This is a genomic window from Streptomyces luomodiensis (genome assembly GCF_031679605.1).
In the GTDB taxonomy this organism is placed as follows: Bacteria; Actinomycetota; Actinomycetes; order Streptomycetales; family Streptomycetaceae; genus Streptomyces; species Streptomyces luomodiensis.
The window spans coordinates 6976342-6999772 of record NZ_CP117522.1 but is presented as its reverse complement, the minus strand read 5'-3'; the positions used below and the strand labels follow the sequence as shown (position 1 = coordinate 6999772).

At 71.5% G+C, this 23431-nt stretch carries 14 protein-coding genes; 2 read left to right on the top strand and 12 right to left on the bottom strand.

All coding sequences use genetic code 11. The features are described from left to right. Nucleotides 1-78: 78 nt before the first annotated feature. The 4 genes from ispG to PS467_RS29610 all read right to left on the bottom strand — a co-directional run bounded on the left by ispG (nucleotide 79) and on the right by PS467_RS29610 (nucleotide 5940). Nucleotides 79-1239: a flavodoxin-dependent (E)-4-hydroxy-3-methylbut-2-enyl-diphosphate synthase gene (gene ispG / locus PS467_RS29625; protein WP_311037779.1), complete on the bottom strand. Its 1161-nt coding sequence runs from the start codon at nucleotides 1237-1239 to the stop codon at nucleotides 79-81. Between the two features lie 141 nt (nucleotides 1240-1380). Beyond that, nucleotides 1381-2682, bottom strand: a complete 1302-nt coding sequence (locus PS467_RS29620; RefSeq protein WP_311037778.1) for a M50 family metallopeptidase — start codon at nucleotides 2680-2682, stop codon at nucleotides 1381-1383. Beyond that, nucleotides 2679-3941, bottom strand: coding sequence for a 1-deoxy-D-xylulose-5-phosphate reductoisomerase (gene dxr, locus PS467_RS29615; RefSeq protein WP_311037777.1), 1263 nt, complete (start codon nucleotides 3939-3941; stop codon nucleotides 2679-2681). The genes PS467_RS29620 and dxr overlap by 4 nt, the downstream gene beginning before the upstream one ends. Nucleotides 3942-4005: 64 nt before the next feature. Next, nucleotides 4006-5940, bottom strand: coding sequence for an acyl-CoA dehydrogenase family protein (locus PS467_RS29610; protein WP_311037776.1), 1935 nt, complete (start codon nucleotides 5938-5940; stop codon nucleotides 4006-4008). A 289-nt stretch (nucleotides 5941-6229) separates the two neighbouring features. Between PS467_RS29610 and PS467_RS29605 the strand changes: the two genes are divergently transcribed. Further along, the gene (locus tag PS467_RS29605) at nucleotides 6230-7246 is read left to right on the top strand and encodes a LacI family DNA-binding transcriptional regulator (protein ID WP_311037775.1); all 1017 of its coding nucleotides are present in this window, start codon (nucleotides 6230-6232) and stop codon (nucleotides 7244-7246) included. Between the two features lie 106 nt (nucleotides 7247-7352). Here the strand turns inward: PS467_RS29605 and PS467_RS29600 are convergent, their stop codons facing one another. The 5 genes from PS467_RS29600 to PS467_RS29580 all read right to left on the bottom strand — a co-directional run bounded on the left by PS467_RS29600 (nucleotide 7353) and on the right by PS467_RS29580 (nucleotide 13782). Beyond that, on the bottom strand, nucleotides 7353-8054 hold the full coding sequence (locus PS467_RS29600; protein WP_311037774.1) for a glycoside hydrolase family 12 protein: 702 nt from the start codon (nucleotides 8052-8054) through the stop codon (nucleotides 7353-7355). Then, the gene (locus PS467_RS29595; RefSeq protein ID WP_311037773.1) at nucleotides 8024-10084 is read right to left on the bottom strand and encodes a beta-galactosidase; all 2061 of its coding nucleotides are present in this window, start codon (nucleotides 10082-10084) and stop codon (nucleotides 8024-8026) included. Before PS467_RS29595 ends, PS467_RS29600 begins: the two co-directional genes overlap by 31 nt. A 79-nt stretch (nucleotides 10085-10163) precedes the next feature. Beyond that, on the bottom strand, nucleotides 10164-11123 hold the full coding sequence (locus PS467_RS29590) for a carbohydrate ABC transporter permease (protein ID WP_311037772.1): 960 nt from the start codon (nucleotides 11121-11123) through the stop codon (nucleotides 10164-10166). Next, complete coding sequence (locus PS467_RS29585) at nucleotides 11120-12100, bottom strand: ABC transporter permease (protein ID WP_311037771.1); 981 nt, start codon at nucleotides 12098-12100, stop codon at nucleotides 11120-11122. The genes PS467_RS29590 and PS467_RS29585 overlap by 4 nt, the downstream gene beginning before the upstream one ends. Next, the gene (locus PS467_RS29580; RefSeq protein WP_311037770.1) at nucleotides 12100-13782 is read right to left on the bottom strand and encodes an extracellular solute-binding protein; all 1683 of its coding nucleotides are present in this window, start codon (nucleotides 13780-13782) and stop codon (nucleotides 12100-12102) included. The genes PS467_RS29585 and PS467_RS29580 overlap by 1 nt, the downstream gene beginning before the upstream one ends. A 427-nt stretch (nucleotides 13783-14209) precedes the next feature. On the opposite strand from PS467_RS29580, the gene PS467_RS29575 reads away from it, so the two are divergent. Then, entirely contained in the window at nucleotides 14210-17326 is a 3117-nt protein-coding gene (locus PS467_RS29575) for a glycoside hydrolase family 3 C-terminal domain-containing protein (RefSeq protein WP_311037769.1), read from the top strand. 100 nt (nucleotides 17327-17426) lie between these two features. Here PS467_RS29575 and PS467_RS29570 read toward each other — a convergent pair whose 3' ends face one another. The 3 genes from PS467_RS29570 to PS467_RS29560 all read right to left on the bottom strand — a co-directional run bounded on the left by PS467_RS29570 (nucleotide 17427) and on the right by PS467_RS29560 (nucleotide 23286). Beyond that, nucleotides 17427-18887: an aldehyde dehydrogenase family protein gene (locus PS467_RS29570; RefSeq protein ID WP_311037768.1), complete on the bottom strand. Its 1461-nt coding sequence runs from the start codon at nucleotides 18885-18887 to the stop codon at nucleotides 17427-17429. Nucleotides 18888-19087: 200 nt separating this feature from the next. Then, complete coding sequence (locus tag PS467_RS29565) at nucleotides 19088-20956, bottom strand: PucR family transcriptional regulator ligand-binding domain-containing protein (protein ID WP_311037767.1); 1869 nt, start codon at nucleotides 20954-20956, stop codon at nucleotides 19088-19090. A 158-nt stretch (nucleotides 20957-21114) separates the two neighbouring features. Beyond that, complete coding sequence (locus tag PS467_RS29560) at nucleotides 21115-23286, bottom strand: type IV secretory system conjugative DNA transfer family protein (RefSeq protein WP_311037766.1); 2172 nt, start codon at nucleotides 23284-23286, stop codon at nucleotides 21115-21117. Between the last annotated feature and the right edge of the window lie 145 nt (nucleotides 23287-23431).

Here is a 23431-nt window from a genome sequence, read left to right as displayed (position 1 = left end):
TCTCCCCCGGCCACCACTGGCCCGAGAACCCCCCACGCGGGCTTTACGACACCCCGGGGCAGACCGGACCGCGCATATTCAGTCGCCGCTGACGGAGACCTGGGGCTCGCCGGAGGGGACGCCGTCCTTCTCCATCTGCTCGGCGATCTTCATGGCCTCGTCGATCAGGGTCTCCACGATCTTCGACTCCGGCACGGTCTTGATGACCTCGCCCTTGACGAAGATCTGCCCCTTGCCGTTGCCGGATGCGACGCCCAGGTCCGCCTCGCGCGCCTCGCCGGGGCCGTTGACGACACAGCCCATGACCGCGACCCGCAGCGGGACCTCCATGCCCTCCAGACCGGCCGTGACCTGGTCCGCGAGCTTGTAGACATCCACCTGCGCCCGGCCGCACGACGGGCACGAGACGATCTCCAGCCGCCGCTGCCGCAGGTTCAGCGACTCCAGGATCTGGATGCCGACCTTGACCTCCTCGGCCGGAGGGGCCGACAGCGACACCCGGATGGTGTCCCCGATGCCCTCGCTCAGCAGCGCGCCGAAGGCGACCGCCGACTTGATCGTCCCCTGGAACGCCGGACCCGCCTCCGTCACCCCCAGGTGCAGCGGGTAGTCGCACTGGGCGGCCAGCTGGCGGTAGGCGTTGACCATCACCACCGGGTCGTTGTGCTTCACCGAGATCTTGATGTCCCGGAAGCCGTGCTCCTCGAACAGTGAGCACTCCCACAACGCCGACTCCACCAGCGCCTCCGGCGTGGCCTTGCCGTACTTCTCCAGCAGCCGCTTGTCCAGCGACCCCGCGTTCACCCCGATACGGATCGGCACGCCCGCGTCCGAGGCCGCTCGGGCGATCTCCTTGACCTTGTCGTCGAACTGCCGGATGTTCCCCGGGTTCACCCGCACCGCCGCGCACCCGGCGTCGATCGCCGCGAACACGTACTTCGGCTGGAAGTGGATGTCGGCGATCACCGGAATCTGCGACTTCTTCGCGATCACCGGCAACGCGTCCGCGTCGTCCTGCGACGGACATGCCACCCGCACGATCTGGCACCCGGACGCCGTCAGCTCCGCGATCTGCTGCAGTGTCGCCCCGACGTCCGCCGTCACCGTGGTCGTCATCGACTGAACGGAGATCGGAGCGTCGCCGCCGACGGCCACCGACCCGACCTGGATCTTCCGGCTGACCCTGCGCTCGGCGAGTTTGGTCGGTACGGACGGCATTCCTAGCGAAATCGCAGTCATCTGGTTCGTAACCCCAAGAAGGTGTATGAGTGGCCGGAGATCAGCGGGCTCCGATCTCCGAGATTACGGCAACGGTCATGTCCTCAGCACACTCCGCTCCTGAAGTCCACCCAAAGGCGAACTTCAGGACAACCCGAGTCGTCAGGAGATTTTCACGGGGTTCACGACGTCGGCCACCAGGACCAGCAGCGTGAAGCAGATGAAGACTCCGGCGATCACATAGGCGACCGGCATCATCTTCGCCACGTCGAACGGGCCCGGGTCGGGCCGCCGGACCAGCCGGGCGGTGTGGCGCCGGATGGACTCCCACAGCGCCCCCGCGATGTGACCGCCGTCCAGCGGCAGCAGCGGCAGCATGTTGAACAGGAACAGCGAGAGGTTGAACCCGGCGACCAGGAAAAGCATGGTCGCGATCCGCTGGGAGGGCGGGATGTCGAGGTTGGCGACCTCACCGCCGACCCGGGCCGCGCCCACGACGCCCATCGGCGAGTCCGCCTTGCGCGGGGCGTCCCCGAAGGCCGCGTTCCACAGGTCCGGGATCTTGGAGGGCAAGGCGATCATGGAGTCGATGCCGTCCTCGACCATGTTGCCCATGCGGTCCACGGACTGTGCGAAGGACTGCTTGACCACCCCGCTGGCCGGGGTGAAGCCGAGGAAGCCGGCCGTGACGTACTCGCCCTCGACATAGCCGCCGTGCCCGTCGGACTTGGCGACCTGGTTCTTTATGAGGTTGGCGTGCAGGGTCTTGCGGACGCCGTCCCGCTCGATGGTGATCGTGGCGGGGCCGGTGGTCTTGCGGATGTCCTGCTGGAGCGTGCCCCAGTCCGGGGTGCGGTGGCCGTTGAAGGCGATGATCTTGTCCCGGGGCTGCAGACCGGCGGCCTTGGCCGGGGAGTCCTTGGCCTTCTTGGGGCAGGTGTCGGTGTCGGCCGAGGCCGCGACCACGCACTGGGAGACGGTGCCCACGCTGGTGGTCTGGGTGTTGACGCCGAAGCTCATCATCACCCCGAGGAAGATCGCCACCGCGAGGACCAGGTTCATGAACGGCCCGGCGAACATGACGATCACGCGCTTCCACGGCTTGCGCGTGTAGAACAGGCGCTTGTCGTCGCCGGGCTGGAGCTCCTCGAAGGCGGCCGACCGGGCGTCCTCGATCATGCCCCGCCAGGGTGAGGTGGAGCGTGCGGTGATCTTGCCATCATCGCCCGGCGGGAACATCCCGATCATGCGGATGTAGCCGCCGAACGGGACCGCCTTGACGCCGTACTCGGTCTCGCCCTTCTTCCGGGAGAAGATCGTCGGCCCGAAACCAACCATGTACTGCGGCACCCGGATGCCGAAGAGCTTGGCCGTGGAGAGATGGCCGAGCTCATGCCAGGCGATCGAGATCAGCAGGCCGACGGCGAACACCACTATGCCGAGGACCGTCATCAGTGTCGTCATGCGCGAGCCTCCGGGGTCGCCTTCGCCGCTCGGGCGGCCAGTTCCGTTGCGCGGGCACGGGCCCATGTCTCGGCTTCGAGGACGTCCGCGACGGTGAGCCGGGTTCCCGCGGTGGGGGTGCCGTGCTCGGCCACCACCTCCGCGACCGTATCGACGATTCCGTTGAACGGCAGCTTTCCGCCGAGGAACGCGGCCACGCACTCCTCGTTCGCCGCGTTGAAGACGGCCGGGGCGGTGCCGCCGAGGCCGCCGACGTGGCGGGCGAGGCCGACCGAGGGGAACGCCTCGGTGTCGAGCGGGAAGAATTCCCAGGTGTGGGCCTTGGTCCAGTCGCAGCCGGGTGCGGCGTCGGGCACCCGCTCGGGCCAGCCGAGAGCGAGCGAGATGGCCATCCGCATATCGGGCGGGCTCGCCTGGGCGAGCGTCGAGCCATCGGTGAATTCCACCATCGAGTGAATGTACGACTGCGGGTGGACCACCACCTCGATCCGCTCGAACGGAATGTCGTACAGCAGATGGGCCTCGATCACCTCCAGACCCTTGTTGACGAGGGTCGCGGAGTTGATCGTGATCACCGGGCCCATGTCCCAGGTGGGGTGGGCCAGCGCCTGCTCCCGGGTGACCGTGGCCAGCTCCCGCTTCGTGCGCCCGCGGAACGGGCCGCCGGATGCGGTGACCACGAGCTTGCGGACCTCCTCCCGGGCGCCGCCGAGCAGCGCCTGGAAGAGCGCGGAGTGCTCGGAGTCGACCGGGACGATCTGACCGGGCTTGGCGATGGCTCTGACCAGGGGCCCGCCGACGATGAGCGATTCCTTGTTGGCCAGCGCCAGCACCCGGCCCGCCTCCAGGGCGGCCAGGGTCGGCGCCAGGCCGATGGAGCCGGTGATGCCGTTGAGCACGGTGTGGCACTGGGAGCGGGCGAGCTCGGTGGCCGCGTCGGGCCCCGCCAGGATCTCGGGGAGCGGCTCACCGGCGCCGTAGCGCGCGCCGAGCGCCTCGCGCACCTCGGCCACCGCCTCCGGCCGGGCGACCGCGACCCTCTCCACCCGCAGCCGGTGGGCCTGCTCGGCGAGCAGGCCGGCCCGGGTCCCGGCGGCGGACAGGCCGGTCACGCGGAAGCGGTCGGGGTTGCGCACCACGACGTCGATGGCCTGGGTGCCGATCGAACCGGTGGAGCCCAGGATCACGATGTCGCGCACGCTCGCCGCGGCGGTGGCCGCCGGAAAACGCACGTGCGGGTCAGCCAGGGATTCCGTCATCCCCCCATTGTGGAGGCAAGGGGCGGCGGCTCGGGACAAGCCCCGGGATCCGGTGATCGGCGGCTCAGTGAACGGGCCGGTGGACGTTTCGTCGGGCGGTCGGGCCGGGGGTGGCGTCGGCGATCCAGGGGCCGTCGCCACTGGGGTCGACGATGCCCTGCTCGAGCCATTCGTACGCACCGGAGAGCACACCGGAGACGACCTTGCGGTCGAGCTCGTCGGTGTTGCTCCACAGCCGCCCGAAGAGCTCGTCGGCACGGATCCTGGCCTGCCGGCAGAAGGCGTCGGCCAGCTGGTACGCCGCGACGCCGTGGTCACCGCGGGAGCGCAGCATCTCGGCCCGTACGCAGGCCGCGCTCATCGCGAACAGCTCCGCGCCGATGTCGACGATCCGGCTGAGGAAGCCCTGTTTGGTCTCCATCCGGCCCTGCCAGCGGGACATGGCGTAGAACGTGGAGCGGGCCAGCCTGCGCGCCGAGCGCTCGACGTAGCGCAGATGCGGGGACAGGTCGCGATGGCCCCGCGGGTGGAACTCGGCGTAGGCGCGGGGCAGCTGGCCGGGGCCGGTGACCAGGCCGGGCAGCCAGCGGGCGTAGAAGCCGCCGGCCTTGGCCGCCGCCTTGCCCTTGTCCGACAGGGACGCGTCGGGGTCGATGAGGTCGCCCGCCACCGACAGATGGGCGTCCACGGCCTCGCGGGCGATGAGGAGGTGCATGATCTCGGTCGAGCCCTCGAAGATCCGGTTGATCCGCAGATCGCGCAGCATCTGCTCGGCGGGGACGGCCCGCTCTCCGCGGGCGGCCAGCGAGGCCGCGGTCTCATAGCCCCGGCCGCCGCGGATCTGGACCAGTTCGTCGGCCATCAGCCAGGCCATCTCGCTGCCGTAGAGCTTGGCGAGCGCGGCCTCGATACGGATGTCGTTGCGGTCCTCGTCTGCCATCTGGGAGGCGAGGTCGATGACGGCCTCCAGGGCGAAGGTGGTCGCCGCGATGAAGGAGATCTTGGCGCCGACGGCCTCGTGCCGGGCGATGGGCTTGCCCCACTGCTCACGGGCGGCGGACCATTCCCGGGCGATCTTCAGGGACCACTTCCCGGCGCCCGCGCACATCGCGGGCAGCGACAGCCGTCCGGTGTTGAGCGTGGTCAGCGCGATCTTCAGGCCGGCGCCCTCGGGGCCGATCCGGTTGGCGGCCGGCACCCGGACCCGGTGGAAGCGGGTCACCCCGTTCTCCAGGCCGCGCAGCCCCATGAAGGCGTTGCGGTTCTCCACGGTGACGCCTTCGGAGGCGGTCTCGACGACGAAGGCGGTGATACCGCCCTTGTGGCCGTCGGAGCGCGGCACCCGGGCCATCACCACGAGGAGGTCGGCGACCACGCCGTTGGTGGTCCACAGCTTGACGCCGTCGAGGACGTAGTCGTCGCCATCGGGCACGGCGGTGGTGGCGAGGCGGGCCGGGTCGGAGCCCACGTCCGGCTCGGTGAGCAGGAAGGCCGAGATGTCGGTGCGGGCGCAGCGCGGCAGGAAGCGGTCCTTCTGCTCCTGGGTGCCGAAGAGTTTCAGCGGCTGCGGCACGCCGATGGACTGGTGGGCGGAGAGCAGCGCGCCGATCGCCGGGCTGACCGAGCCGGCCAGGGCGAGGGCCTTGTTGTAGTAGACCTGGGTGAGGCCGAGACCGCCGTACTTGGTGTCGATCTTCATACCGAGCGCGCCGATCTCCTTGAGCCCCTTGATGGTCTCGTCGGGGATCTGCGCCTCGCGCTCGATACGGGCGGCGTCGACCCGCGTCTCGCAGAACGCGCCGAGCTTGGCGAGGAAGGTCTCACCGCGGCGTACGTCGTCCGGGGCGGGGGTGGGGTGCGGATGGATCAGGTCGAGTCGGAAGCGGCCGAGGAAGAGCTCCTTGGCGAAGCTCGGCTTGTGCCATACCTGTTCGCGTGCGGCCTCGGCGACCTGGCGCGCTTCACGCTCGGACACCGGCCTGACGGATGATGCGGTCATCGGTGCTCCCTTGCCGCAAATGACGATCTCGTGACATTACCGGCACGTACCGCTGCCAGTGTGCCTCCGGTCCGGCGGGACGGCAAAGCGAGGGAACGCCGGGGGCGGGGGAGACGTTGAAGCGCTTCGACAGCGCTTCGACGGCCTCTGGACAGCCCTGCGCTATGGGTTTACTGTCAATCCGATCGCCAGCCGGGAGGGATTCGGCTCCTGCGTCGAAGCGCTTCACCCGCCTGCTGATCCGTCTGACGTCGTCCCTCTGCCCTCACCACCGGATGGAGTCCCCCGCATGGTCACCCTCGCCGAGGTCGCCCGCCACGCCGGAGTCTCCGCCAGCACGGTGAGCTATGTCCTCAGCGGCAAGCGGTCGATCTCCGCCCCCACCCGCGAGCGCGTCGAGCACAGCATCAAGGAGCTCGGCTACCACCCGAACGCCGGAGCCCGCGCCCTGGCCAGCAGCCGCTCCAACATCATCGCGCTCATGGTGCCACTGCGGACGGACATGTACGTGCCCGTGATGATGGAGATCGCCATCGCGGTCGCCACCACCGCCCGCTCCCACGGCTATGACGTCCTGCTGCTCACCGGCGAGGAGGGCCCGGCGGCGGTGCGCCGGGTGACCGGCAGCGGGCTCGCCGACGCCATGATCGTGATGGATGTGGAGCTGGAGGACGAGCGGCTGCCGCTGCTGCACGCGGCCCGCCAGCCCACCGTGCTGATCGGGCTGCCCGCCGACACCGTCGGCCTGACCTGCGTCGATCTGGACTTCACCGCCACCGGTGCGCTGTGCGCCGAGCATCTGGCGGCCCTCGGCCACCGGGAGATCGCCGTCGTGGGCGAGGCCGCGGCCGTCTACGAGCGCCACACCGGGTTCGCCGAGCGGACCCTGGAGGGGTTGCGCCGCCGCGCCGGTGAGCTGGGCCTGCGGCTGCTGCACCGCCCGTGCGAGGGCAGCTACGAGTCCATGGACGGCACCCTCTCCCGGATCTTCGACGAGCGGCCCGGCACCACCGGCTTCGTGGTGCAGAACGAGGCGGCCATCGATCCGCTGCTCAGCCTGTTGCGCCGGCAGGGGCGCGCGGTCCCCGAGGACATCTCGGTGGTGGCCGTCTGCCCCGAGCAGGTGGCCACCCAGGCGTCGGTGCGGCTCACCTCGGTGGCCATCCCGGCGGAGGAGATGGGGCGGCGCGCGGTGGAGCTTGTGGTGGCGAAGCTCGAAGGAAACGCCCCCGAGGAGCAGGTGGCCCTGCTCGCCCCGGAGCTGACCGTACGGGCCAGCTCGGGCCCGGCGCCCGGCACGCCCTGACCCCGTCCGGCACGTCCTGACCCCGTCCGCGCGCCCGCCCCTCGCCCATCGCGTCCCGTACCAGCTGCCCCGGTGCCGGGCGCGCCCGGCACCGGGTACGCGGGCGTCAGCTCGCGCTCACGCCGAAGCTGTTGGTCCGGAAGTCCAGACCGCCGGCCGACGAGGTGATCTCGTAGCCGAACTGGACGTCGCCGATGGTGACATCGCCGAACCAGCCCTTGGTGTTCTTGATCCAGTTCACGATGGGCTTGATGTCCACGGAGCCGGAGGTGGAGTTGGAGGTGCGGAGGAACGAGAAGACCTCATTGGCCCCGTTGCTGCCCTTGTAGACGCTCCAGCTGTGGCCGCCGAGGGTGACATTGCCCTGGGCGGTGCCGAGCGGGCCGACCGCGCCGGTCTTGTTGACCCAGAGCATGATCTCGTAGTCGTAGTTGGTGTCCCAGATGTCGTACGAGGTGTTGTACGCGCCCGAGGACGGCACGGTGACGTTGTAGGTGCTGGTCAGGCTGGAGATGGCGCTGATCTTCTTGCCGACGACCTTCTTGGCGTTGGGGTAGGACTTGATGCCGCCGGTGTTGGGGTGGTCGGCCCACACTCCCCAGTCGCTGGAGGAGTTGGCCCAGATGGTCTGGGCTCCGGCGCCGGAGCCCCAGATGTTGTTGTAGAGGGTGTAGCCGCCGTTGGACCAGGTGCCCCACTGGTCCGAAGAGGACCAAGTGGCGGCCTGGGCGGGGGCGGCGGCGAAGCCGATCAGCGCCAGCAGGGCGATCAGCGGGGTCAGGAAGAGCGTTCGGGCGGCTCGTTGCACGGGACTGCTCCCTTCGGGTGGGGGGTCGGATGACGGGATGCGAGCGGAGCCAGAACCATGACCGCGAAGCGGTCCAGCCGGACGCTGGTGTGGTGCACGCGCCCGGTGAGCAGATCCGTCCGGGTGGACGGGAGGGGGACGACGGCCGGGGTGCGGCCGTGGTTGAGGAGGAAGAGGAACGGGCCGCGCCGCACCGCCTCGACGCCCTCGGGGAGGCCGGGCAGCACGGGGGCCAGCCCCGCCTCCTCGGCGGCGCGGGCCAGCAGGGCGCGCAGGGCGGCGGGTTCGGGGAGGGTGGGGACGTACCAGGCGGTGCCCGCGCCGTAGGCGTTGCGGGTGAGGGCGGGGCGGCCGTCGAGTTCACCGCCCTTGATCCGGGCGACCGGTTCGGCGGTGGACGGCTCCAGGTCCTCGGACCAGAGGGTGCCGCGGAACGGGCCGAGCCAGGGGCCCTCGGCGTCCAGCGCCTCGCCCTCGGCCAGCGGCCACCACTCGTGGACCGTACGGATGCCCAGGAGATCGCGCAGCCGCCGGTCCACGCCGCCGGGGCGCACCCGGTCGTCCTCGTCGGCGACGCCCGTGAAGAAGCCGCACACGAGGGTGCCGCCGCCCCGCACATACGCGGCGAGGTTGTCCAGTGCCTCGTCGGTGAGCAGGTACAGCTGGGGGACGGCGACGAGGGCGTAGTCGGTGAGGTCGGCGTGCGGATGGGCGAAGTCGGTGGTGAGGTTCCGCTCCCACAGGGCCTGGTGCCAGGTGCGCAGCAGTCCTTCGTAGGAGACCAGGGAGGAGGGGCGGCCGTCCTGGCCGGAGGCCCACCAGGAGTGCCAGTCGTGCAGGACGGCGGCCCGCGCGGGCACGTCGGTGCCCACGACCGGGGCCAGTGCGCGCAGTTCGGCGCCGAGCGCGCGGACCCGCGCGAAGGTGCGGCTCGGCTCACCGGCGTGCGGCACCATCGCGGAGTGGAACTTCTCGCCGCCCTGCCGGGACTGCCGCCACTGGAAGAAGCAGACGCCGTCGGCGCCGCGCGCGACGGCCTGGAGGGACCACAGCCGCATCAGTCCGTCGGGCTTGGGACGGTTCACCTCGCGCCAGTTGACCGGGCCGGCGGCCTGCTCCATGAGGACCCAGGGCCCGCCCGCCTGGGAGCGGGTCAGGTCCTGGACCATCGCCCCGTACGCCGCCCCGTGCGGGTCCCCGGGGTCGGGGTAGAGGTCGACGGAGACCACGTCCTCCTCGGCCGCCCAGGCCCAGCCGTCCTGGCCGCTGAACAGCGGCATGAAGTTGGTGGTGACCGGGGTGTGCGGGGTGCGTGCGGCCAGCGCCTGGCGTTCGGCGGTGAAGCACTCCAGCAGGGCGTCGCTGGTGAAGCGGCGGAAGTCCAGCGCCTGGCCGGGGTTGATCAGGTACGGGGCGCGGCGCGGCGGGATGATCTCCTCCCAGGAGTCGTAGCGCTGGCTCCAGAAGGCCGTCCCCCACGCCTCGTTGAGCGCCTCCAGCTCGCCGTACCTCGCGCGCAGCCAGCGGCGGAAGTGCCGGGCGGTCTCGTCGCACCAGCAGTGCGTGCCGTACTCGTTGCCGACGTGCCACATCCGCAGGGCCGGATGGCCACCGTAGCGGTCCGCCAGGTCCTCGGTGATGCGCAGTGCGTAGTCGCGGTAGACGGGGGACGAGGCGCAGAACTGGTTCCGTGAGCCGTACCAGACGACGGAGCCGGTCTCGTCGCGCGGCAGGGTCTCGGAGTGGCGGGAGCCCATCCAGGGCGGCGGGGAGGCGGTCGGGGTGGCCAGGCACACCTCGATGCCGCCGTCGTGGAGCAGGTCCATGACCCGGTCCAGCCAGCCGAAGTCCCGGGCTCCGGGCCGGGGTTCGAGCCGGGCCCAGGAGAAGACGCCGACGGTGACGGTGGTGACGCCCGCCCGGCGCATCAGCCGGATGTCGTCGTGCCAGACGCTCTCGGGCCACTGCTCGGGGTTGTAGTCGCCACCGTAGAGGATGCGGCCGCGGGTGGCGTCACTCAGGTCGGGCATACCGGCTCTCGTCTCGTGTCGGCTGGGGCGTGGGGATGTCGGAGATGTCGGGAGCGCTGGGGACGGGGGGCACGCCGCGTCAGCCCTTGACGGCGCCGGTGAGCATGCCCTTGGTGAAGTGCTTCTGGACGAAGGGGTAGAGCACCGCGACGGGGATCAGCGCGAGCACCATGACGGCCATCTGCACGGACAGCGCCGGGATCTGCTGGGTGGAGATCATCTGGGACATGCCCTGCGGTGCCTGCTGCTTGATGACCAGCTGACGCAGGATCATCTGGAGCGGCCACATCTCCTGGTCGTTGAGGTAGAGCATGGCGTTGAACCACTGGCTCCAGTAGCCGACCGCGTAGAAGAGCGAGACCACCGCGATCACCGCCTTGGACAGCGGCAGGACGATGCGGAACAGGATCCGCCAGTCCCCCGCGCCGTCGATCCGGGCGCTGTCGATCAGCTCCGGCGCGATGTTCTGGAAGAACGATCTCAGCACCAGGACGTTGAAGACCGAGACGGCCCCGGGCAGGATCATCGACCAGTAGCTGCCCTCCAGGCCGACGCCGGTGACCAGCAGGTAGGTGGGGATGAGACCGGCGTTGAAGAACATGGTGACCAGCAGCACCAGCAGGATCGGCCGGTGCAGGAAGGACCCCGAACGGGACAGTCCGTAGGCGCACAGGACCGAGACGGCGGTGCTGATCACGGTGCCCACGGCGGTGAGCGCGAGGCTGACGATCGTCGCGCGGGTCACCGTGCCGCCGCTCAGCAGCTCGGTGTAGGCGCGGAAGGTGACCGTCCTGGGGACGATCACCAGCCCGCCGGCGTCGGTGATGGTCTTCTGGTCGGAGAGGCTGGTGACGATCACCACCCACAGCGGGCCGAGGATCGCCAGACACACCCCGACCAGGGTGGCCCCCTTGAGGCCCTGGCCGACCTTGCCGGGCTCCTCCTCCCACACCGGGCGCTTGCCGTGACGGCGCCGCGGGGGGCGGTCGGGGCGCGCGGGCGGGGTGGGCCGGGCCGCGATCCGCTCGGTCACGGTCATTTCCGGTACACCCCCTGCTCGCCGAGCATATGGGCGACCTTGTTGGCGATCAGCACCAGCACCAGGCTGAAGGCGCCCTTGATCAGACCGCCGGCGGCGGCGATCCCGTAGTCGGTGTTGGCGATGCCGACCCACCACACATAGGTGTCGAAGACCTCCGAGGCGCCGGGCCCCACCGCGTCGCGCTGGAGCAGGATCTGCTCGAAGCCGACGGTCAGCGAGTCGCCGACGCGCAGCACCAGCAGCAGGGCGACCACGGGGCGCAGCGCGGGCAGCGTGACGTGCCACATCCGGCGCCAGCGGTTCGCGCCGTCCACGGCCGCGGCCTCGTAGAGGTCCTGGTTGACGGCGGAGAGGGCGGCCAGGAAGACGATCACGCCCCAGCCCGCGTCCTTCCACACCAGCTGGGCGGTGATCAGGAGCTTGAAGACCCCCGGGTCGGTCATCAGGTCGAAGCCCTCGTGCCCATGGGCGCGCAGCTGCTGGGCGAGCAGCCCGGCGCCGCCGAGCATCTGCTGGAAGATGGTGATGACCAGCACCCAGGAGAAGAAGTGCGGCAGGTACAGGATCGACTGCACCAGACCGCGGATCCGGTCGCTGAGCACGCTGTTGAGCAGCAGCGCCAGCGCGATGGGCACCGGGAAGAACAGCACCAGCTGGATGAGGGTGATGGAGAGGGTGTTGGCGAAGGCGTCCCAGAAGCGGCTGTCCTCGAACAGGAGGGTGAAGTTGTCCAGGCCCACCCAGGGACTGGTCCACAGCCCCTGGGTGAACGGGTCGTAATCCAGATAGGCCACCGTGGTCCAGATCAGCGGCACGTAGTTGAACAGCAGCAGCAGACCGACGGCGGGCGCGGCCATCAGCAGCAGGGTGCGGTCGCGGCGCAGCCGGTGCCACCACCCGATGCGACCGGCCGGCGTGCCGCGTCCGGCCGGGCCACCGCGGGTTCGCGCCCGGCCGCGGACGTCCAGAGCCATCAGGCGCCGCTGCCGTTCTGGTCGAGGAGCTTCGCGTACCAGTCGCGGAGCCGGTCGCCGCCCCCGCTGCGCCAGTCGCTGACGGCCTGCTGGGCGTCCTTGACCGACTTACGGCCGCGGGTGACGTCCTTGGCGAGATCCTCGAAGGGCGTGTAGAGCGAGGCGTAGCGGTTGGGCTCTTGAATCTGCATCCCGTAGAACAGCGGCTTCCTGGCGAACGTGCCCATCCGCCGCATCCAGCCGCAGTAGTCCTCGACCACCTGCGGGAAGTCGGGATAGGCCACGCTCGCCTGCGGAGAGACGATGAAGCGGTAGGTGTCCTGGACCTCCTTGACGCCCTTGGCGTTCTTGACCGGCACCCCCTTCTTCATGTCGTGGTGCACGCCTTCGACGCCGTAGTCGATGAGACGCTGTTCCTTGGTGCCGAAGGGCGCGGCGATGAAGTTCGCGAGCGCGAGGATTTCCTCGATCCGGTCCTTGGCGAGGTTCTTGTTGAGGAAGGACCAGATCTGGGCGGGCGGGTCGAGATAGATGACCGGGTCACCGCCGTCGGGGCCGAACCAGTCCATTCCCTGGATCTTGAATTCCGGGTGGGCACGGGCCTGTTCGAAAGTGGCGCCGTACCATTTGGCGTCGCCGTCGTTGTAGAAGAGCGTCTGCCCGGAGGTGAAGCGGGTCAGCGCGTCATTGGCCTTGCCCGCCACCGCGTCCGGGTGGACGTAGCCCTCGGCGAAGAGCTTGCGGCACCATTCCAGGGCCTCGAGGTAGTTCTCGGTCTCGACCTTGTGGACGAGCTTGCCGTTCTCCTCCACCCAGTAGTACGGCTTCTCCCCCGGACAGCCGAAGAACCGCTGCGCCGACCACCACATGTCGTCGCACGCCCATACCTTGCTCTTGGGCCGGGTGATCTCCTCGGCGAGGGCGAGGAATTCATCCGGGCTCTTGGGAACCTGGTAGCCCTCCTTGGTGAAGATGTCCTCGCGGTAGTACGGAACGACGCCGCCGAGCGGGCGGGACGGCATCGGCAGCCCGCGGAGCTTGCCGCCGAAGACGGACATCTGCCATGCGGCGGTGGGGATGGCGGCGAGGTTCGGATATTTCTTGACCTTGTCGCCGGAGAGATACGGGCCCAGGTCGGCGAATTTGGCGCTGACCGCGCCATGGATCCTTCCGCCCATCTCCCACAGCGGGATCGTCACGATATCGGCGATATCGCCGGAGGCGAGGACGGCGCTGAGCTTCTCACCGTAGGTGTTGCCGTCCTGAGGCTGGAGGTCGATGGTCGCGCCGAGCGCGTCGTCGACCGCCTTGTAGTAGGCGTTGTTCTTGGGCGGCGGGGTGCCCCACAGCGGTGCGAACATCGTGTAGCCGCCGCCGTGGCCGGGCTTGCCCGGCACGGAGGCGACCAGTCGGGCGGCGGGCGGGGCCTTGGTGTAGCCGGGGCTGGAGCCGTTGACGCTGGGGATGTCCGGGTCCGCCACCTTCGAGGGCACATAGGCCGGCAGCAGGTTCCTCAGTTCCTTGCCGGAGGTGGTGCCGCCCTTACCGGAGCCTTCCTCGGTGGAGCACCCCGACAGCAGCGGAGCCCCTCCCGCGACGGCCGCCGCGGCGACCGCCGTGGAGGCCAGGAAGGTTCTCCGGCTGGGAGAGGAAGTGGAGGCCGAAGCCTGGGAGTTCGGCATTGCGTCAACCCTTCGTGGCGTACCCGCCGTACGACTGATGGTCGCTGATGGTCGAAGCGCTTCGATATTGCGCTGAGGTTAAGTGGGGGGGTGAGGTCGCGCAAGAGCGGTGCCGAAAAGAATCATCGGACGTCTGGCCTCCGAGGGCCTGAGTGACCCTGGGGGCGGATGGGCGACGTTGTGCCGTTGAGCCTTGACAGGGCCGGTAGGGTGCGCTCAGCATCGAAGCGCTTCGAATTGATGGCGCATCAGGTTGTACGTGACACCTCCGACCAACGGCGTAAGGGGATGCGTACCCGTGAGTGACGGACGCGCGGCAACCGGGCCGCAGACGGACACGAATGCCGCACCTGTGCCGCGCGGCCGGAGAAACGAACCGAATGGGGATTCGGTTACCCGGCCGCCTTTCCGCGATCCGCGGCTGCCCGTGCGCATACGCGTGGACGATCTGCTGGACCGGCTCACGCTCGATGAGCGGATCGCGATGCTGCACCAGTTCGCGCCCGGAGTGGAGCGGCTCGGCCTCGCGCCGTTCCGTACCGGGCAGGAGGCGCTGCACGGTGTCGCCTGGATGGGCCCGGCGACCGTCTTCCCCCAGGCCGTCGGCCTGGGCGCGACCTGGAACGCGGAGCTGGTGCGGCGGGTCGGCGAGGCGGTCGGCCGCGAGGCGCGGGCGATGCGCGCACGCGATCCGCGGGTGGGCCTCAATGTGTGGTCGCCGACGGTGAATCTGCTGCGCGATCCGCGCTGGGGCCGCAATGAGGAGGGGTACGCCGAGGACCCATGTCTCACCTCGGCCCTGGCCACGGCCTACACCCACGGGCTGCGCGGCGACCATCCGGAGCGCTGGCGCACCGCGCCCGTCCTCAAGCACTGGCTGGCGCACAACAACGAGACCGACCGGGACACCACCTCTTCCTCCGTGCGGCCGCGAGTGCTGCACGAATACGATCTGGCGGCCTTCCGCGGGGCGGTGCGGGCGGGTGCGGTGGCCGGGGTGATGCCCGCGTACAACCTGGTCAACGGGCGGCCCAACCACGTCTCCCCGTATCTGCGCGACCAGCTGCGCACCTGGACCGACCAGGATCTGGTGGTCTGCTCCGACGCGGGCGCGCCGTCCAATCTGGTCGATTCCGAGCACTACTTCGACACCCATGAGGAGGCCATCGCCGCGGCCCTGCTGGCCGGGGTGGACAGCTTCACCGACCACGACCAGGACGCGTCGAAGACGGTCGCGCGGGTGCGGGGCGCGCTGGAGCGCGGGCTGATCGACGCCTCCACGGTGGATACGGCGGTGCGGCGGCTGCTGGCGATGCGGTGTGCGCTGGGCGAGTTCGACGAACCCGCCGGACCGGCGGACGGCCTGGCCGGACCGGCGAATGGGGCTGCCCCGCCGGGGGACGGCCCTGCCGGACCGCTCGGATACGGTTCCGACGGCTCTGATGGCTCCGGTGGTTCGAGGGACGGCTCCCACGGCTCCGATGGCTCGCGGGACGGCTCCGGCGGTGCCTTCGACACCCCCGCCCATCGCGCGCTCGCCCAGGAGGCCGCCGAACAGGCCGTCGTCCTGCTCGTCAACGACGGTCTGCTGCCGCTCTCCCACAGCGCCGTCCGCACCCTCGCCGTCGTCGGTCCGCTCGCCGACGAGTGCAAGCTCGACTGGTACAGCGGGAGTCTGATCCGCCGCAGTTCGCCGCGCGAGGCGCTGGCCGAACGGCTCGGCGCGGACCGGGTGGTGTTCGCGGACGGCCTGGACACGGTACGGCTGCGCACCGCGGCCGGTTGGGTGCGGGTGCCGGACGCGGCGGCGGAAGGGAATGCGGAAGGGGAGGCGGAGAACGCGGAACGGACGGACGAGAGCTCGCTCAACCCGGCGCATACGGAGGGCCGTACCGATCTGCCGCCGCTGACCATCGGCGACACCGCCACCGACCTGGCCATGACCGACTGGGGCGGCGGTGTGCTCACCCTGCGCGCGCCCTCCGGCCGCTATCTGACCGTGGCCGGGGACGGATTCGTCCGCGCGGCGGCCGAGCAGCCCGGGGGCTGGGTGGTCCAGGAGACGTTCACGCTGGAAGCGCACCGCGACGGACACCTCCTCAGGCACGCGGGGACGGGCGGCTACGTCTGTGTCGCCGCGGGCGGGCTGAAGGTTGCCGAGCGTGACGGCGGCGAGGAGGGGACCGTCTTCCGGCTGGAGGTCGTCGAGCGCGGCGAGGACGCGGTGGCCCGCGCCGCCGCCCAGGCGGACGCCGTGGTGGTCGTGGCGGGCAACGACCCGCACATCGGCGGCCGGGAGACCGAGGACCGCACCACCCTCGCCCTGCCCGCCCAGCAGGAGCGGCTGTGGCGCGCGGCCCACGCCGCCAATCCGCGGACCGCGCTGGTGCTGACGTCCAGTTATCCGTACGCGGTCGGGGACGCGGCCGATACGCTGCCGGCGCTGCTGTGGACGGCGCACGGCGGCCAGGCGGCGGGCACGGCGCTGGCCCGGGTGCTGTTCGGGGACGTCTCACCGGCGGGGCGGCTGCCGCAGACCTGGTACCTCGCCGACCACGATCTTCCCGATCTGCTCGACTACGACATCATCGCCTCGCGCGCCACCTATCTGTACTTCGACGGCGCTCCCCTCTTCCCCTTCGGGCACGGGCTGTCGTACACGGCCTTCGCCTACGGCGAGCTGTCGGTGCGGCAGGACTCGGGCCCGTCCCTGGACTCCGGCCTGGCCCGGGAGGCGGGCCTGCCTCGGGAGGCGGGCCTGCCTCGGGAGGCGGGCCTGAACGTGGAGGCGGGCCTGACCGTGGAGGCGGGCCTGACCGTGGAGTGCGAGGTCACCAACTCGGGTCCGCGCGACGGCGACGAGGTCGTGCAGATCTACGCGAGCGCGCCGGGCGCGCGCGTCCCGCTGCCGCACCGCCGGCTCATCGCGCACCGCAGGGTGTGGCTGCGCCGGGGCGAGAAGGTGCGGCTGTTCTTCACCGTGCCGGTCGAAGACGCACTGGGCTTCTGGGACGTGGCGCACGGCCGCTGGACCGTCGACCCGGGGACGTACGAGATCCACGCGGGCGCCTCCAGCGCGGACATCCGCCGCACCGCCGCCGTCACGGTCGAGGGCCCGCCGCCCGCGCCGCGCCCGGTGCTGCGGTGCGGTCTGGAGGCCGCGGACTACGACGCGGCGGACGGGATCGTGCTGGTGGACCGCACCAAGGTGCGCGGGGACGCGGTGGCCGCCCGTGCCGACGCGGTCGGCCGGCTGTTCTTCCGCGCCTGCGACTTCGGCGCGGGCGCGACGTCGATGACCGTGGCGGCCTCGCACGAGGCGACGGGGAACGCGGCCGGGGACGGGGACGGCGACGACGCGACGGTCGAGGTCCATCTCGCCGACGGCACCACCCTGGCCACCGTCGCCGTCCCGCCCACCGGCGGCCGTTACGCCTACACCACGGTCCGCGCCGCCCTGGCCGCGCCGCCGACCGGCGTCCAGGACCTGCACGTCACGCTGCGCGGCGCCCTGAGACTGGCCCGCCTCGGCTTCTCCGGTTGAGGGCCCGGAGCGGCCGGGGCGGGCCGTGCCCCTACGCCGGGCCCCGCCCCCGCGGCGGAGCAGGAGCGGGGCCCGGCGGTACGGGATGCGGCGAGGCGGATCAGAGGTCGAGGCCGGTGAGGACCATGACCCGTTCGTAGGTGTAGTCCTCCATCGCGAACCGCACCCCCTCACGGCCGACACCGGACCTCTTGGCACCGCCGTACGGCATCTGGTCGGCGCGGTACGAGGGCACATCGCCGATGATCACGCCGCCGACCTCCAGCGCGCGGTGGGCGCGGAAGGCGGTCCGCACCTCGCGGGTGAAGACCCCTGCCTGGAGGCCGTACTTGGAGTCGTTGACGGCCGCGAACGCCTCGTCCTCACCGGTCACCTTGTGCAGGGTGAGCACCGGACCGAAGACCTCCTCGCAGGCGATCGTGGTGTCCGCGGGGACGTCCGCGAGCACGGTCGGGGCGTAGCTCGCGCCCTCGCGCCTGCCGCCGGTCAGCAGCTTCGCACCGGCCCGGACGGCCTCCTCGACCCAGGACTCGACGCGCTTGGCGGCGTCCTCGCTGATCAGCGGGCCGACATCGGTGGCGTCATCGGTCGGGTCGCCGGTGACCTGCGCCTCGACCGCCGCGACGATCCTCGGCACGAGTTCCTCGTAGACGGCCGCGTCCGCGATCACCCGCTGCACGGAGATGCAGGACTGGCCGGCCTGGTAGTTGGAGAAGGTGCCGATGCGGGTGGCCGCCCAGTCGAGGTCGGCGTCGGAGGAGTAGTCCGACAGGACGACCGCGGCGCCGTTGCCGCCGAGCTCCAGGGTGCAGTGCTTGAGCGGCACCGACTCCTTGATCGAGTAGCCGACCTTTTCCGAGCCGGTGAAGGAGATGACCGGCAGCCGCTCGTCCTGGACCAGCGCGGGCATCCGGTCGTTGGGCACCGGCAGGACGCTCCAGGAGCCCGCCGGGAGCTCGGTCTCGGCCAGCAGCTCGCCGAGGACCAGCGCGGACAGCGGGGTCGCCGGGGCCGGCTTGAGGATGATCGGAGTGCCCACGGCGATGGCCGGGGCGACCTTGTGAGCGCTCAGGTTCAGCGGGAAGTTGAACGGCGCGATGCCGAGCACGGTGCCGCGCGGGAAGCGGCGGGTCAGCGCGAGCCGCCCGGTGCCACCGGCGTCGGTGTCCAGCCGCTGGGCCTCCCCGCTGTTGAACCGGCGGGCCTCCTCGGCCGCGAACCGGAACACGGACACGGCACGGCCCACCTCGCCCCGCGCCCACTTGAGGGGCTTGCCGTTCTCGTCCGCGATCAGCCGGGCGATCTCCTCGGTGCGCTCGGCGATCCGGCGCGACACATGGTCCAGCGCGGCCGCCCGTACGTGCGCGGGGGTCGCGGCGAACTCCTCGCGCACCGCGTCGGCCGCGGCGACGGCCTCCTCGATCTGCGCGTCGGTGGGAACGCTCACCGCGCCGACGCGGCGGCCGTCCCAGGGCGACGTGACCTCGAGCGTGTCCTCGCCCGTCGCCTTGCGGCCGGCGAGCCAGAACGCGTGGGTGGCAGCTTCGTTTGTGTCCGGCACAGTGGATCCCGACCCTTCTGAACCTTCTGTATGGTGTCTCCCCTCCCACCGTAGGCGGGCCCGGCCCGCTCGGCGTTTGTCCGGGACGTAGCAGTCGGGGCCGTACGTGCTCCGCTATGGCGCTATGGCGCCAGGGCCTGCTCGGTGCGGGTTTCAGGCCGGAGTGCCGGCGCACTTCGGACCGAGGTGCCGAACGCACTTCACACCGAGGTGGCCTTGAGGGCGAGCCACAGCTCCATGCGGACGTCCGGGTCGTCCAGGGAGCGGCCCAGGATCTCCTCGACGCGGCGCATCCGGTAGCGCAGGGTGTGGCGGTGCACGCCGAGGTCGGCGGCGGCCGCGTCCCACTGGCCGTGCCGGGAGAGCCAGGCGCGCAGGGAGGCGACCAGGTCACCCCGGCCGGTGGCGTCGTGCTCGTGCAGGGCGCGCAGCATGCCGTCGGCGAACGCCCGGACGGCGTCGTCGGCGAGCAGGGGCAGTACGGAACCCGCCGCGACCTGCTCATGCTCGACCAGCATCCGGCCGCGGCGGCGCGCCACCGACAGCGCCTGCTCCGCCTGGCGGTAGGCGGCCGCGGCGGCGATGGGGCCCGCGGGGGCGGACAGCCCGATGACGAGTTCGTCGCCCTGGGGCGCGGCGGCGCCTCGGTCGCGGGGGCGGGCCTTCGTACCGCGGCGGCTCTCCACGGCGCGGGCGTGCTCGGCACAGGCCGCGGCCGCCGCCCCGCCGTCCGGGGCCAGCACGATGAGCCGCTCGCCGTCGGGCACGACCAGCAACGACTCGCCGGTGCGGGCCGCGGCCGCCTCCATGGTGTCGACGAGCGTGCCGAGCGGATCGGCCGCCCCCGGTTCGCCGACGGCCGCACCCCCGCCTGTTCCCGTCCCGATGCCCGTGCCTGTCCCGATGCTCGTGCCCGTCACGTTGGTGCCCGATCCCGTTCTGGTGCCCGCGTTCGCGGTCGCGGCGGCGGGTTCCGCGGGGTGCTCCGCCGGGACTCCGCCCGTACCGGAGGGCGCCGCGTGTGTCTGCTGGGCCGCGCCGCCGGACGGTACCTCGGCGACGAGCATCCGGAACGGCGCGTCGAGCAGTCCGCCGTACAACGGTCCGGCGACCGCCCGCGCGTGGTCGGGCTCGCCCGCGAGCAGCATCCGCAGCACGGCGGCGCCGAGCCGCTGCTCGGCCTCCTGCCAGGCGCGGGAACGCTCGGTGGTCAGGGTCAGCAGCGCGACCGCCGAGTGCACGGCATAGCGCTCGGCGGTGCCCAGCGGCGCGCCCGTGCCGACCGCGAGCACACCGCGGGGACGCCGCCCGGTGCCCAGCGACTGGAGCTCCACCCGGTCCGCGACGGCCGTGTCCTCGGCCGCTTCCGCGCCCGTGGTCCTGGCCCCGCCGACGCCGCCGACGCCCCCAACACCGCCGACACCGCCGACACCGCCGACCACGATGCTCGCCGGGCCGGGGCGGGAGCGGAGCCGCTCGACGTCGGCGGTGAGCCGGGCGGCGCGGCGGGCGGCCCAGTCGGGTGCGGCGGCGACCACCGCGCCGGAGGCGTCGTAGAGCGCGGCCCAGCCGTCGACATGGGAGGCGAGCCGGGCGAGCAGCGCGGCAGGCCCCTCGGCCCCGATGGCGGCGCGGGTCAGCTCGCGCTGCGCCTCGAACCCGGCGGTCACGGCACGGTACTGGTCGGCGGCTATCGCCGCGGAGACGGCCTTGCTGATCGCGATGAAGGGGGTGCGGCGGGGCACGCCGAGCAGCGGCAGCCCCTCCTCCTTGGCCGCCGCCGCGAGCGCGGGCGGCACCTCAGCGTATTTGACGCCGAGCGCGAAGCCGAGCCCGACCACGCCCGCGCCCACCAACCGCCGCACATAGCGGCGCATCTCGTCCGGGTCCTCGGCCTCGATCTGCATCGCGGTGATCAGGAGCAGTTCGCCGCCCTCCATATAGGGCACGGGGTCGGCGAGCTCGCTGACATGTGCCCAGCGCACGGGCGTCTCCAGCCGGTCCTCGCCCGCCAGCACGGACAGCTTGAGGCCGGGGTGGCGGACGAGCGAGGCGAGCGTGGGAGGCATGGCACCTTCGATGCGAATGCGACGACTTCACCGTCCCGTATGAACGGCTCCTACCGATTCTGCCTCAATGGAGGAATCTGCGGAAATGACGGCGTGATTCCGCCACCAACCTGACCGTAAGGGACCCCGGACCGAGAACCCATAGGAGCGACGACCGGTCATCCGCGGAGGTCCACCAGCACCGGCGGCCCGCTCTCGCCCCTTACGGAGGTCACCGACAGCACCGCGTGCCCGGCGGGCACCGCGTGGGCCAGCTCCGAGGCGGACCAGCGCTCACGCTCCACCGTCCGTACGGTCACCGACTGCGTGGTCACCGCCTTGCCGGTGACGACCTTACGGATGAAGTGCAGCACCTTGGTGAACGGCTCCTCGGCGATGATCTGCCGGTCGGTGACGTCCCGGGTCTCCACCCACTCCGTCCCCCACACCTCCGCGAACCGCGCCCCGTCCCAGGTCGTCACCCCGGCGCAGGCCATCCGGCAGCCGACCGCGCCGAGCAGCGCGCTGCGCAGCGCCTCGGGGACGTCGTCGAGGGTGCGGAGGGTGAGCACGGCGCCCGCGTGGGCGGAGCGGAGCCGCTGGATACCGCGCAGGGCCTCGGGGGTGATGGTGTGCGAGGCGTCGTCGAGGACCAGGCAGGCGAACAGCGAACGGTCGGCGCGGCCCACGGCGCACTCGGTGAACTGTGCCAGGACCAGCCGCGCGAGCATCCGCGACGCCTCGGCATGGCCGCGCTCGGGCAGATCGATACGCACCCGGAGGGGATGTTCGAGGGCGCGGAGGGAGAACGGGCGGCGGTCGCCGTCGGTGGTGAAGAATTCCGCGAACGCGGGCCGGTCCAGCAGCGCGATCCGGTCCGCGAGCAGCGCGCCCACGTCCCCGGGCGCACCGGACTGCCGGACCCGTGCCTCCAGCTCGCGGGCCTGCGCCCGCTCGCCCGCCTCGTCCAGCGCCTCGCGCAGCGCGTTGATGGCCGTCTTGGAACCGTCCAGCAGCTCGCGCAGATCCGGGACGGACGGGAAGCGGCCGTGGGCGGCGCGGTAGGGGCCGAGCAGCTGGGCCAGCGCGGTGGCGGCGCGCCGGCTGTCCCCGCCGGGCAGCGAGGCGGCCATGTCGCCGATCAGGGCCTCGGCCAGGATGCCCGCGGCCTCGTCGGGGTCGGTGGTGCCGCCGTAGAGGTCCAAGTCGTAAACGGAGTCGGACCGGCCGATCTTCACGACGACGTCGAACGCCTCATCCGCCCCGAGCCCGGCCCCCGCCGCCCCGACCGCCACGACGGCGACCTGCCCGGCGAGCGCCTGCAGGCACAGCGACTCCACGACGGGCCGCACCATCCGCCCCGTCTTCCCCGAACCGGGCGGCCCGACGGCCAGGAGCGAGGTGCCGAGCACCTCGGGGTCGAGGGCGATCCCGACGCCTCGGTGCTGGTAAGGGTTGCGGCGGTCGTCGGCGGCGGTGCCGAGGCGCACCTGATGCGCGACAAGGTCATGCCGCGCCGTACGGACGGGCAGATCCCGCGCCCCGGACGGATGGCCGTACGAGGCGGCGCCGTGGCGCAGCACGGTGTCGGTGAACGAGGCGAAGGAGTTCCTCCCGGCCCGCACGGACTGCCAGGCGTACTCGATCCGGGCCTGGTCGACGTCGTTCATCGCCCCGGCCCGCGCCTCCGCCGCCAACCGATCAGCCGCACTGTGCGCCCCCGCGGCCCGCAAGTGCGGCCACTCGACGGGGTCCCCCTCCGGCCCCACCGCACCGCCCGCCCCGGGGGCGGGCTCGTCCCAGGCCCGCCGGAAGAGGGGCGCGATGTAGCGACGCCAGACTTCGGACCAGTGGCCGACGCGGCTGAAGATGGCCGCGATGATCAAGAACCACAGGGTCTCATAGCCGTTGGCAATCCACTTGAGCGTGTCTGCGTCACCATTGCGGTTGAACCAGTCCTCTGAGTTGAGCAGCTTGAGCGGCCACAACCAGTAGGGGCCCAGATACCCCTTCGTGATCAGCGACCACAACAGCCAGGTGCACAGGAGCGCGATCAACGCGCCACTGATCAGCCCACGTGAGGGAATCCGATCCGGCTCCTCCGGCGCCTTCGGCTTGTGCTCGTACGTCCACACCCCCGGCCCCGCCTCGGGGCGCGGGGCTCGCAGCCAGGCGACGAAGGACGGGGGGGCGGGCGCTCCGGGCACCGGAGCGGCGCCAGGGGGCGCCGGGGGCGTGGTCGGCGGCATCGGCGGCGGGGCGGTGGGAAAGGAGGGCGGGGATTGCGGAGGCGGAGGTGGGGGCGGATTGTGGCGTGTGCTGCGTGAGTCGAACGTGCCCTCGGTGTCCATGTCCTGCCCCTTGCCCCCTGACCGGCTGTTCCTCGGCTGTCGCGCCACCGCTCAATCTAGTGTTCCCGCGCGGGGAGTTCACCGACCCGGGCGGTACGGTCTCGCTCGCGGGGTCCGTAAGCGGACATGAAGGCTATGGCCACCG